Source organism: Spiroplasma endosymbiont of Monopis laevigella (assembly GCF_964019975.1).
GTDB lineage: Bacteria > Bacillota_I > Bacilli_A > Mycoplasmatales > VBWQ01 > Spiroplasma_E > Spiroplasma_E ixodetis_A.
Genome location: NZ_OZ026473.1, coordinates 303416 through 316153, shown reverse-complemented (window position 1 = coordinate 316153; position 12738 = coordinate 303416). Strand labels below are relative to the sequence as shown.

The following is a 12738-nucleotide window of genomic DNA, read 5'->3' as shown; positions in this document are numbered from 1 at the left end:
TTTTAGTTCCCTAACACGTGTTGATAATAGCGTTAAAGAGGGTTATTAAAAATTTTAAAATTTTACAATTACAAAAAAAGACAAGATTTTTATTCTCATCTTTTGTCATTTATTTTTAATTTAAGGATTTAAAAAAGAAAGGAGCTATTTTTAAAACTTTTTAGTTATCGACATCTTCGGTACGCTCCCAAATTTTTACTGATTGTTTTAGAAATCTAAAACAATTTTCATCTTAATTGTTAATAAAACAAATTATAAATAAAAACAATACTAGTCTATATCTATTGATATCAAAGGCAAGAATATAAAGAACTTATTTCTGAAATCAAAATATGGAGGAGTATTATATGTCTAAAAAAAATAAAAATTCAAAAATTATTGCCGGAATAATTAGTTCTGCGGTTTTAATTAGTGGTGCAACTACTGGTATTTTATATAATTCTGAAATGGAAGAAAATATTGAAGAAGAAATTGAAATTGAAAAGAAAAAAAACTTAGAAATAATTTTTCCTAAAGGAAAAAGAAATTTAGGTAAAATTTATATTGGACAAAACATAACTGCTATAAATGATGATGAAAAAGTAAAAAAAGAAATTATAGATATTTTTAGTAATAAATATAATATAGATGTAACTAGTTTGGAAATTAAAATTGTTAATAACCAAAATCAAGCAATAATTACTTCAATAAATGAAGATATTTATATTGGAACAGTAAAGCTTAAATATAGTCCTAATAGATCTTTTGTAACGTTAGATTATATTGTTCCTGATTTGAATATAAGAGATGAACAAGTTCCTACTTATTCTTATCAACATCATCAAGAAATTTTATTTGGAAAAAATGATATTTTAAATGATAATGAATTTAAAAATTTACTTGCTGTAAATGATTTTATTAATATTTTAAATGAACAAGTTAAATTTAAAGCAAATGAAGAATCAAATAATGCTTTTAAAAAGTTGGAAAATAATAATGATAATTTTGAAAATTTTGAAGATTTAAAAAAACAATTTAATGATCATCATCTTTTATTTGATGGCAAAATTGATTTTGAATCATTTATTAAAACAATTAGTAATTATCATATAAATGCAAACATTGATGAATTAAAAACAGCAATATGTCGTTTTTATAATATTTTAGCTCAATTATATGGAAAAAATAATGTTTTTAAAATGTTAGAAAAAATTGAATTAGATCAAAAATTGTGAGAACAGTCTAAAAATAAATATGTCAGGAGAAGCATATTTTGGTTCTTGTAATAATAATATGTGTAATACTAAAATAATACTTGATACAGATATTTTTAGAGATATAAAGTATGGAATGGAAGTTATGGTACATGAATATGGTCATATTTTGGATTCTTTAATTCGTAATAAACAAAATAATAATTTTGATGCAAGAAAATATATGATTTCATCATTAGCAAAAGGAACTAAGATTAATAATAAATCTTATCAAAAACTTTTAAGTTATGGTATTGTTAGAAGTTGATATGGAAGAACATCATATATTGACTTATTTCCAGAAGCTTTTGGTCGTTGAATAATGACTCCTGAACAAAATCGTGATCTTGGATGAGAAAAATTAGATAAATTTTTTCGAATAGATTTACTTAAATTATTATAATAATAAAAAATATATCTTTATAATCATAATAAGGACAAAATAAACTTTGTCCTTATTATTAATTTTGTTTATTAATTAAAAATTGTAAATAAAGTTATTAATTGTTCATTATGTTATCAAAATTTATGTTGTTTAATGCAATGTTAACATATGTCATACGACCAAATGAAGAATTTAAAAAACAATACCATTGAAAGTAAATATTATCATTATCATGTCAAAGATCTAAGTTAAGAGCAATTTCTGTTCCTCATCCTCCACCATCTTTAGTATTAATATAAGCAATAAAAAGAACATTAGCATTACCGTGTTTTTTATATTGTTCAATTTTTGCAGTATTAGTTGATAGTGTTGGACTACTTTCAATTCCTGTTGAAGTTGATACTTTGAAATATGAATTAATAAAACAAAAAGTTTGATACATATTACTGAAGGTATTTCAGTCTCTTGCATAATTGCTTCACTTAAGAATATTATAAATATTAGAATTATCAGTAGCGATTGATGTTCCATTATGTCAATCTGAAAAAGAATAATTTATTTTATCATTAATAATATTATTAGTGTTTTTTCAATTATTATAATAAATAGCAACTAGATTATTACTTTTATCAAAAATTCAATTTAATGAATAGTTTTTAGTAGTTAATGTTAGTGGTGATTTATTCAAAAAATTATAAACATTTTGATTATCAATAATTAAATTAATAATGTTACTAGTTAATTGATTGTTAATTTGCCCTTTTAAACTAGTTTGATTAATAAAATACATTGCTAAGTTATTAGCTATTGTCTTACTAATTTTATTATCATGTGTTGCTTTAGCAATATAATATAAACCTAGTGTTTCATTTAGATTATTGCTATGTTCAACTTTATCAGCACCTACTTGATTAGAAATATCAATATGTTTTTCAATATCACCTTGTTGAATATATTTTCAATTATTATAACCAGTAAAGTATGAATCAGAATATTCACTTTTACTATATGGATTATAATCATCTTTAATAATAGTTACTTTTTTGTGGCTGTTCATTTCTTGTTTTGTATTTTCAATATTTACTTTATCTTTATCAGGAATATTTATATTAGGGTTATAAACTAGGTTACCATAGTTATCTACTAAAAAAGTATTCCTTGCTTTAGGAAAAGTGTATTTTGCTAAAGATAATGTATCATAACTATAAAATTTATGATCTGTTATTGATTGATTAGTAATTAACTCACTATTGCTTAAATAGTTAAATTGGTTATTGAATGAAGCATTATTTTCTTCTAATTGATTTATTAGTACAGTATTTTCAATATTTATATTATTAATATTGTTTCCTAAAAAAGTTAAAGGTGGTATCACACTTAAAAAAATTAAATATTTATTCATAATTTTATACCTCTATTTTTTAAATAATTATTTAAAAAATTAATAAATATATATTTTATAACACTTTAGTCATTAAAAAGTGTTGATTTAATTATAAACATTTTATTTGAAATTAGCAAAAAAAACTTAAATAAATAATGTGTATTAAACGTACTTTACAATATGTTTCAATATTAATAATTTGCATATTAAATAAGTCCTTTTTTAAGTTATAATATTTATTTATAACTCAATGAAAAAAAATAATACGAATTTATTGGAAAAATATTATTATTATGATAATATTCTACAAAAGAATATAAAGTTTTTTAATCCTCTTATTTTAATTTTAAAATAAATGGGTTTTTTTATTTTTAGAAAGGAAGAAGAAATAATGGCAGCTGAAACTTATATTAGAAAATTAAAATTATCGCCAACATTTGCATTCACAACACAACAAATCCGTTCATTGACAAAAGAGCAAAGAGAAGCGATTGATAAAAAACAAACACCAGTATTTACAATGGAACAAATGAGAACATTCACACTTGAACAAATGGAACAACTTGCAATTGATCCAGGTCTTATTGATGAAATCATGAGATTATCAGAAGAAGAACAAGTGGAACTGGCAAAAAAATTATCGTTAGAAAAAGAAAAACAATCTGACATAATAGTAAAAGAATTTAAAGAAACATCAATTCCCTCATCACAAACATTTAAAGTAGAGACAGAAGTAAAATTAGTTACTGAAGAGGAAATACTAAAACAAGGAGTAAGACCCAAAGGAAGTAAGATTGTTCAACGTCAAATTCAACATACAAATAATAATCATCAAGAAAAGGCAATAATTTCCGAACCAACCATTTCACCATCTCTTTATGAAAGTAGTTTAGATTTACAAGCAACCAATGAAGATGATGAATTTGGTTTTGTAGTTGTTGATGAACCTTATAAAACATTACAATCAGAAGAAGTATCTGAGAAAGAAAGAGAAGATATTGATAGAGCGATTGCATTGTCATTGCAAGACCAATTTAATGTAGAACAAGAGCAAGAAGATATTGATAGAGCAATTGCATTGTCATTGCAAGACCAATTTAATGTAGAACAAGAGCAAGAAGATATTGATAGAGCGATTGCATTAGAAGCTTTATCATTAAAAAGACAAGAAAGAAATAATAAAGCAATTGGTTTATATTTAGAAGAACAAGAAGAACTTGAAAAATCAGCAAAAAGACAATCAAATTTAATGCAAGTAATCAAAAAAACTGAAATAGAAGAAATTAAAGTTTTAGAACAACAAAAAATAAATAAATTTAAAAATTTATTTATTAAATTAGTAACTTTTGGAAAAATTAATAAAAATAAGAAAATTGAATTAGAAATTAGTAAAAAATGAAAAAAAATATCAGAATCATGTAGTAAAAAGTCAAAAACAAATCCAACATTATTTTCAAAATCATCTGGAAAAGCTTTTAATAAACAACAAGTAAACAATGACTCAACAAACGCACCATTAACAAATTTAAATAAACCAAGAACATCACAAATGTAAAAATATTAAGAAAAGAGTTATCTTATTTAAGATGAAATATTATTTTTTTTATCTTGGGGTGATCTTTTCTTTTTTAATTTGTTCAAAGATTCAAATTAGTTAAAATAAAATTATATTTTTGTCATTCTTATTTATACTTTTTTAATTATTTTTAAAAAATTACTTATTTTATTAAGAATATTGTTAATATTATATTAAATAATAACTATTAAAAATTTAAGGAGAAATTATGGAAAATAAAATTAATTTAGATAAATTAACTATTAATTCAATTCGTATGTTAGGAGTACAAGCAGTTAATGCTGCTAAAAGTGGCCATCCTGGTATTGTTTTAGGTGCTTCACCAATGACTTTTTCTTTATTCAAAAATCATTTATCTTTTAATCCAAAAAATCCAAAATGATTTAATCGTGATCGATTTGTTTTATCAGCAGGTCATGGTAGTGCTTTATTATATTCAATATTACATCATGCTGGTTATAAATATACAATCAATGATATAAAACAATTCCGTCAATTAAATAGTAATACACCCGGTCATCCCGAATATCATTTAGACTATGGAGTAGAGACGGCTACTGGGCCATTAGGTCAGGGTATCGCTAATGCTGTTGGAATGGTGCTTACTGAGAGTTTTCTTGGTGCTAAATATAATCAAAAAGATCTTAATATTATTGATCATTATACATATGCAATTTGTGGTGATGGTGATTTACAAGAAGGTATTGCGCAAGAAGCACTTAGTTTTGCTGGACATTTTAAATTAAATAAACTAATTATTTTATATGATTCAAATGATGTTCAATTAGATTCATCTGTTAAATTAGTATATTCAGAAAATTTAAAAATGCGTCTTCAAGCATTAGAGTGAAATTATTTAAAAGTTGAAGATGGTGAAGATGATAAACTTATTTCTGAAGCTATTAAAAAAGCAAAACTTAGTGATAAACCAACTTTAATTGAAATTAAAACTATAATTGGTTATGGGGCTAGTAAACAAGGAACACCCAGTGTTCATGGCTCTCCTTTAATGGAAGATATTAAAACAGTTGCTAAAAATTTAAACTGAGAATATCCTGAATTTACTGTTCCAAAAGAAGTAAGTACTTACTTCACACAAACAGCACTTAATCATGGTTCTAAAATAGAATTAGTTTGAAATCAAAAAGTTGAAAAATATGCAAAATTATATCCAAAATTGTATAATGAAATTAAATCAGCATTGAAAAATGAAATTTTTAATGAAGATTATCAATTAAATAAAATTGATTGAACTTCAATTATTGGAGTAAATCCACAAGCAACAAGAGTAGACTCTGGTAATATTTTAAAACTTTTATCAGCTCATTGTCCAACATTAATTGGTGGTAGTGCTGATTTAGCTGGCTCAACTAAAGCATTAGTAACAGATAAAGACTTTTTACCTCTTGATCATTCAGGAAGACATATTCATTATGGAGTAAGAGAATTTGCAATGGGCGCTATTGTTAACGGTATGACGTTACATCAAGGCACAATTCCTTTTGGTTCTACTTTTCTTGTGTTTAGTGATTATCTAAAGCCTGCATTACGATTAGCAGCTTTAATGTCAATTCCATCTTTGTTTATTTTTAGTCATGATAGTATCGCAGTTGGCGAAGATGGTCCTACCCATGAACCAGTTGAACAACTAACAATGTTAAGAACTATTCCTAATTTTAATGTAATTCGCCCCGCTGATACAAAAGAAACAATTGGTGCATATTTAATCGCATTATCTAGCAAAACTAACCCTAGTGCTATTATTATTACTAGACAAAATTTACCACAACTTGCAAATAGTAATATTGAGGCAGTTCAAAAAGGTGCTTATATTATTAGTAAAGAGAAGAGTAGTAAAGCTTTAGATTTAATTATTATTGCTACCGGTAGTGAAGTTTCGTTGGCTATTGCTAGTCAAGAACAACTATGAAACGATCAAAAACTTAATGTTCGTGTAGTTTCAATGCCTTCTACTTTTATTTTTGATAAACAAGATAAAACATATCAAAATAAAATTTTACCTAATGATATTATAAAAGTTGCTATTGAAATGGGTTCTAAAGATAGTTGATATAAATATGTTGCAGGTAATGGCTTTGTTATTGGCGTAAGTACTTTTGGTATTTCTGCTCCTGATAAGGTAGTACTAGAAAAATATGGCTTTACATCAAATCAAGTGTGTGATAAAATTAATAAGTTTTTAAACAGTAAGTAAGGAGAAATTAATAATGATGGTTTGGTGAGCAGTATTAATCATTGGCATTGCTAGTGCGTTAATTGGTGGATTAGTTGGTTTTATTGTTACTAAGAAGATTTTCGAAAAACAATTACAGAAAAATCCTCCTATTAATGAAAATATGATTCGTGCAATGTATTTACAAATGGGGCGTAAACCTACTGAATCTCAAATTAAATCAGTAATGCAAGCAATGAAACGTCAACAAAGTACTATTAAAAAACGATAATTTTTATTAAATATAAATTGTAAAATAGTTACCATAATGGTAACTATGAGGCTTTTTAATAATCTGTGTATCTTTGTTTTACAAAGTTACTAATTTAGATTAATTCTGTCTTCAAATTTTATCATAAAATGAGCAATTGCTGTATTTCAATTTTGAATAGGCAATGTTCATTTTTTTGTTATATTTTCAATTGCCAAGTAAAATATTTTGAAAACTGCCATATCATTAGGAAAAACTTTTTTATTTCTGATAACTTTTCGTAATTGACTATTTACAGATTCAATAGCATTTTTTGTATAAATCACTCTTTTAATTTCTGCAGGATAACTAATAAAAACCATTAAATTATCTCAATTTTTATATCAAGATTTAGCAATTTGAGGATATTGTTTATTTCACTTATTTTCAAATGATTCTAAAGCTTGCATTGTTTGTTCTTCACTACATGCACTATAAATTGGTTTTAAATCTGCAACTAGACCTTTTCGATGTTTGTATGAAACATATTTTAAACTATTTCTAATTTGATGAACAATGCATAATTGATGTTCTGTTTTAAGATAAACTGATTGTATTGCTTCTGACATGCCTGTTAAATTATCACTACAAGCAATAAGAATATCATTTAAGCCATGATTTTTCATTTATGTTAAATTTGCTAATCAAAATTTAGAACCTTCATTTTCACTAATTCATAATCCTAAAACATCTTTTTTGCCTTCTAAATCAACTCCTAATGCTATATAAACTGATTTGTTAATAATCCGTTTATCTTGTCGTACTTTAACTACTATACAATCAAAATAAACAATAGGATAAATACTTTCTAATGGTCGATTTTGTCATGCTTTAACATCATCAATAACATCATCAGTAATTTGACTAATAACACTTTCACTAATATCAGCACCATGATATAACTCTTGCAACTGCATTCTAATGCCAGATAATGTCATTCCTTTTGCATACAAGGAAAGAACTTGTTGATCAAAACCATCAAATCTTCTTTGCCTTTTAGGAACTATTACAGGAGTAAAATTACTATTGCGATCTCTTGGTACATCAATTTCAATTTTACCTTGTTGAGTTATTAATTTTTTTGAACTTGTACCATTACGAGCATTTTCAGTAGTACTATGTTGATTTTTTTCATATCCTAAATAATTTTGCATTTCAGAATTCAACATTTTTTCAACTAATCTTTTTGTTAATTCTTTATATAAACCGCCAGGTTTAAAAACTGTTGTTAAATCTTCAGTATTTTCTAGTAATAAATCTACTGCTTTTGATATTGGATCATTATTATTAAAGTTATCTTTTTTAGCCATCTGTAACTCACTCTTTCTAGTCATTTAATTATATTTACTAGAATTAATTAAACATAGTTATTTTTGTAAGTTACACAGATTACTAAACATTTCCGTAACTTATTTTTATTCATTATATTTGTGATAAATTTAATGTTTTATATATCCGCTTGTTGATGGCTTATTTTGTGGATAATTTTCTTCTTTTAATTCTTGTTTAATTTTTTTCTGTCATTTTTTTTTGATTAGTATTTAATTTATTAATGTTACATTTAAATATTTTCTTTATTCTTTGTTCAATTTTTAAAATTTTTTTCTTATTGATTTTTAATCCAATTAATATTAAATTTTCTTTTATATTTTTTACTGAATTATTTGTATTTAAATGTATTAATATATTATCTTTAATATCATGAAATAATGAGTTATTTGAAAATTCTGGCCTATATTTAATAATTTCTACTTTCGCCTTATTTGTAATATATTCTTCATATTCTTGATAAAATATGTTTTCTAATATATTTTTTATGTTTTTATCATAAAATAAACTATTATTAATAATGATTGTCAAAGCCGTATCACCATTTTGATTTATGAAATGAATATTTGCATTATTTATTAGTAAAGTATTAACTATTTGTGCTAGTCCATTTTTAGCAGCTAAATGCAAGGCTGTATCACCATTTTGGTTTGCGTGGTTGATATTAGCGCCATTTTCTATTAAAATTTTAATGGAATCTATAAGTTGATAATAGTGACTTGATAAGTTGATAATAGTGACTTGCTAATATTAAAGGACTATCACCATTTTCGTTTGTATAATTTAGATTAGCATTTTTTTCTATTAAATTATTGATCTCTTTTTTTATTTCAGAACTAATTTTTTCTTCTTTAATTATATAATCCCAATAATTAAAATATGTAATATTTTGATATGAAGTGACAGAATTTAAAATAACTGATATTATTTTTTCACCATTAATATCTTTATCATTCATTATTTTGTTCCTCCTTTTGAAATCAAAAACCCATTTATTTTGGTGAAAAATAAATGGGTTAGAAACATATAATAATTAATAATTATATTATAACACTTTTAGTATTAATTTTATTATCGTTTAAATCATTTGTAAATTTATTTCTATGTTTAATATTATTTAGATGTATATAAAAAAAATCAGTATTAATAAGTAAATACTGATTTAATATTAGTTATCTTTTAGTGATAGTGCTGTTAATAATTTATTGTATGTAGCAACATCTTGTTTTTTAAAGTATTTTAAGAAGCGTTTTCTGCTTGCTACCATTTTTAACAAACTTCGTTTTGCAGTAATATCTTTTTTTTGTACTTGTAGATGGGCTGTTAATTCTAAAATTCTTTTTGTTAAATTAATAATTTGAACTGCAGAAGAACCAGTATCTTTGGCATTTAAGCGAAATTTTTTAATCAATTCATCTTGTTTAATTTGTTCCATATTTGACAACTCTCCTTTAAATATAATTCGGCTTAAGCAAAGCTAATATCGGAGAGAATATTAACAATGTTAAGTCAACACGGTTATAATACTACATTAATTTTAAACATAAAACAAGCATTTTTTAAAAAAATATTTTTATTAATTTTGTATAAAGAGATTATTTTTTATTTTTTTTCTTCATTTGCTTTTTTATTTTTTTTATCAAAAATAGTCACTTTACGTTCAGTATGATTAAGAATTCTTTTACAATTATCTCAATGACGAATAATAATTAATATTCAAATTAGAGCCATAATTATATTAACAATATAGTATTGAGTGTCTTGTTGGGAAAGAAAAGCATGCAGTGGCATATTCGGTATTCATGATAAGATAAAAGCAAGTATCATCATTAACATTGAAGATAAAGATGACATTCTACTTAAATATAAAATAAATCATCAACTAGCAATTGTGATAACGCAATAAATAGGATTAATCATTAATAGTACTCCTAATGAAGATGCAGCTCCTTTACCACCACGAAAACCATAAAATAGTGGTCAACAGTGACCAATAATTGCAGCAAGACCAGTTGGATAAATATATGCTTGTTTAAACATTGTTTCATAATTAGGATTAGTAATATTGATAAAGGTTAAACCGTATGCAATTAAAATAGGAATAGCGGGCTTAAAACCGTCAATAATTAAAATAATAGCTCCTCATTTACCACCCATAACTCGTGTTGAATTAGTAGCACCAGCATTTTTAGAGTAATAATCTCTAACATCGGTTTTAAATTTTATTTTACTAATAATAATTGAAGGTGAGATTGAGCCAATTAAATAACCAATGATAATAAAAATAAAAGTTCCTAATAGATTAATATGTTCCATTTTTTTCTCCATTCTTGTGCAAGTATTATGTTAATAAAAATTTTATTTTTTGGAAGTTAAATTGTTCTTTTTATCTTTATTATTATAATATAAATTATAAATTATTAATGTTAATAATATGATATTAATAACTGTGCCAAAGGCATTTGCTGCTAGTAAGGGAATGTTTTTAATTAAACTAGCATAAATTATGAATGAAGTTAATCCTATTTGATATATGCTATAAGAAATTAACGATAAACCTTTTGTGTTTTTAGTTTTAATTAGTTTAATAGTTTGTGGTAAAAAGGCAACCGAAATAAAAAAGGCACCTATATATCCAATAATATCAATTGCAATATTAGACATTTTTTTCCTCCTTATTTTTTTGTTTAATTAAATTGTTAACAATAATCCCAATTATTATGAAATTTAGTATAGCAGTAATAGTTTGACAAGTAATCATGGGAATATCATTACGAAGTATGCCAAATATTAAAAAAGTAAGACCTCCCAGTTGATAGATACTATATGAAAAAATAGAAAGACCTGAAGTATTTCTTGTTTTAATTAGTTTAATAGTTTGTGGTAAGAATGCCAAAGGAATACAAATGGCTGCAAGATACCCCAATATTTCTATAAAAATGTTCATTTTTTCTCCTTTTAATTAATTTAATTTATCATAGTAATTATAATAAAATATTGTGAAAATAGTTATTTATTTTATTTTAAATAATAAAAAATGTGTTTTGCTAAACACATCATTAATTTATTTTTCTTCTTCTTTAATGAAACATTTTTTACATAAAGATTTCCCTTCTTTTGTATCAAGAATGTCAAAAGGTTCAAACATCATTTCGCAATCAAAACATTTTACGGTTTTTGTTAAAGGTTCATTATCAGTTTTTTTGTTTTTTTTATTGAATCATTTCATTATATCCTTCCTTTCTAAATATATTAAATAAGTGTGTCATTAACACACTTATTTAATATATTTATTTAGCACAATCTTTACACAAACATTTACCATCTGCTGCTTTAGTACATTCAGATGAACTTTTCATTTTCCCACAACCAGCACATTTTTTTTGATCTTTTGCTTCTCCGGTTTTATCCCTTTTTTTAAATGGTCACATGTATATAACTTCCTTTCCTCATATCATAATTATTCTACTCAATTATAACAAATTTTATTATTTTCTATGGTATTAACTATTTTTAAAACTTTTTTGTTAAATTTTGATTAATTATTTTTTTCTATTTTAAGAATATTATTTTTGATTTCTTCAATTTCTTCAATATCAGTTATTCTATTAAATAAGTGAAAAAGCATATAGTTTAATTCTTTTGGTTTATGAAAGTGTTTTTTAAAAAATATTATTGTTTCATCAATAGTTGCCATTAGCATTACTGCTTGTTTGGTGTTAATGCTATTATTTTGTAATGGTATACGAACAAGTGTTGGCAACTGACTAACAAACATGTAGTCTTCTAAAGATTTTTCTTTTTGTGTATAATAGAAAATTTGAAAAGCACTAAAAATTAGAAATATTTTAAAATATGTTTCATACAAACATCGAAAAGGTCTAGTTGCAGATTTAAAACCAATTTATAGTGCATGTAGTGAAGAACAAGCAATGCAAGCTTTAGAATCGTTTGAAAGTAAATGAAATAAACAATATCCTCAAATTACTAAATCTTGATATAAAAATTGAGATAATTTAATGGTTTTTATTAGTTATCCAGTAGAAATCAAAAGAGTGATTTATACTACAAATGCTATTGAATCTGTTAATAGTCAATTACGAAAAATCATCAGAAATAAAAAAGTTTTTCCTAATGATATGGCAGTTTTCAAAATATTTTACTTGGCAATTGAAAATATAACAAAAAAATGAACATTGCCCATTCAAAATTGAAATACAGCAATTGCTCATTTTATGATAAAATTTGAAGATAGAATTAATCTAAACTAGTACTTTGTAAAATAAAGATACACAGATTACATAAAAGCCTCAAAAATTTTAAACCAACATTTTTAAATGATTTGTTAA

At 24.2% G+C, this 12738-nt stretch carries 15 protein-coding genes and 2 pseudogenes; 6 read left to right on the top strand and 11 right to left on the bottom strand.

The genetic code is table 4. The annotated features are described in order from the left end of the window. Positions 1 to 347 precede the first annotated feature (347 nt). Complete coding sequence (locus AACK94_RS01890) at positions 348 to 1265, top strand: hypothetical protein (protein WP_338975982.1); 918 nt, start codon at positions 348 to 350, stop codon at positions 1263 to 1265. Positions 1266 to 1338: 73 nt separating this feature from the next. Next, entirely contained in the window at positions 1339 to 1635 is a 297-nt protein-coding gene (locus AACK94_RS01885) for a hypothetical protein (protein WP_338975981.1), read from the top strand. A 97-nt stretch (positions 1636 to 1732) separates the two neighbouring features. Here the strand turns inward: AACK94_RS01885 and AACK94_RS01880 are convergent, their stop codons facing one another. Beyond that, entirely contained in the window at positions 1733 to 3019 is a 1287-nt protein-coding gene (locus tag AACK94_RS01880) for a hypothetical protein (RefSeq protein ID WP_338975980.1), read from the bottom strand. Positions 3020 to 3392: 373 nt separating this feature from the next. On the opposite strand from AACK94_RS01880, the gene AACK94_RS01875 reads away from it, so the two are divergent. The 3 genes from AACK94_RS01875 (at position 3393) to AACK94_RS01865 (ending at position 7042) form a co-directional block, all read left to right on the top strand. After that, complete coding sequence (locus AACK94_RS01875; RefSeq protein WP_338975979.1) at positions 3393 to 4556, top strand: hypothetical protein; 1164 nt, start codon at positions 3393 to 3395, stop codon at positions 4554 to 4556. Between the two features lie 229 nt (positions 4557 to 4785). Further along, positions 4786 to 6792 carry a transketolase gene (gene tkt, locus AACK94_RS01870; protein WP_338975978.1) on the top strand — a complete coding sequence of 669 codons (2007 nt, stop codon included), beginning with the start codon at positions 4786 to 4788 and terminating at the stop codon, positions 6790 to 6792. A 13-nt stretch (positions 6793 to 6805) separates the two neighbouring features. Beyond that, positions 6806 to 7042, top strand: coding sequence for a YneF family protein (locus AACK94_RS01865; RefSeq protein ID WP_281748271.1), 237 nt, complete (start codon positions 6806 to 6808; stop codon positions 7040 to 7042). A gap of 89 nt (positions 7043 to 7131) precedes the next feature. Here AACK94_RS01865 and AACK94_RS01860 read toward each other — a convergent pair. The 10 genes and pseudogenes from AACK94_RS01860 to AACK94_RS01820 all read right to left on the bottom strand — a co-directional run bounded on the left by AACK94_RS01860 (position 7132) and on the right by AACK94_RS01820 (position 12167). Further along, a pseudogene (locus AACK94_RS01860) lies at positions 7132 to 8370 on the bottom strand (IS256 family transposase). Between the two features lie 196 nt (positions 8371 to 8566). Beyond that, positions 8567 to 9070, bottom strand: coding sequence for an ankyrin repeat domain-containing protein (locus AACK94_RS01855; RefSeq protein WP_338976310.1), 504 nt, complete (start codon positions 9068 to 9070; stop codon positions 8567 to 8569). Positions 9071 to 9077: 7 nt separating this feature from the next. Continuing rightward, complete coding sequence (locus AACK94_RS01850; protein ID WP_338975975.1) at positions 9078 to 9347, bottom strand: hypothetical protein; 270 nt, start codon at positions 9345 to 9347, stop codon at positions 9078 to 9080. A 210-nt stretch (positions 9348 to 9557) separates the two neighbouring features. Further along, positions 9558 to 9824: a 30S ribosomal protein S15 gene (gene rpsO, locus AACK94_RS01845; protein WP_252319942.1), complete on the bottom strand. Its 267-nt coding sequence runs from the start codon at positions 9822 to 9824 to the stop codon at positions 9558 to 9560. A 167-nt stretch (positions 9825 to 9991) separates the two neighbouring features. After that, positions 9992 to 10705 (bottom strand): glycerol-3-phosphate 1-O-acyltransferase PlsY, encoded by a 714-nt coding sequence (plsY, locus tag AACK94_RS01840; protein WP_338975974.1) that lies wholly within the window; start codon positions 10703 to 10705, stop codon positions 9992 to 9994. A gap of 42 nt (positions 10706 to 10747) precedes the next feature. Further along, complete coding sequence (locus AACK94_RS01835; protein WP_281748102.1) at positions 10748 to 11053, bottom strand: SemiSWEET family sugar transporter; 306 nt, start codon at positions 11051 to 11053, stop codon at positions 10748 to 10750. Further along, positions 11046 to 11336 carry a SemiSWEET family sugar transporter gene (locus AACK94_RS07430; protein WP_338978737.1) on the bottom strand — a complete coding sequence of 97 codons (291 nt, stop codon included), beginning with the start codon at positions 11334 to 11336 and terminating at the stop codon, positions 11046 to 11048. Before AACK94_RS07430 ends, AACK94_RS01835 begins: the two co-directional genes overlap by 8 nt. A gap of 117 nt (positions 11337 to 11453) precedes the next feature. Beyond that, complete coding sequence (locus tag AACK94_RS01830) at positions 11454 to 11618, bottom strand: hypothetical protein (protein ID WP_338975973.1); 165 nt, start codon at positions 11616 to 11618, stop codon at positions 11454 to 11456. Positions 11619 to 11679: 61 nt separating this feature from the next. Then, a complete protein-coding gene (locus tag AACK94_RS01825) occupies positions 11680 to 11820 on the bottom strand; it encodes a hypothetical protein (RefSeq protein WP_338975972.1) in 141 nt (46 codons plus the stop codon). A 107-nt stretch (positions 11821 to 11927) separates the two neighbouring features. After that, positions 11928 to 12167 (bottom strand): hypothetical protein, encoded by a 240-nt coding sequence (locus tag AACK94_RS01820; protein ID WP_338975971.1) that lies wholly within the window; start codon positions 12165 to 12167, stop codon positions 11928 to 11930. A gap of 55 nt (positions 12168 to 12222) precedes the next feature. Between AACK94_RS01820 and AACK94_RS01815 the strand changes: the two are divergent. Continuing rightward, positions 12223 to 12660 (top strand): annotated as a pseudogene (locus AACK94_RS01815) (transposase); the annotation flags it as partial. Between the last annotated feature and the right edge of the window lie 78 nt (positions 12661 to 12738).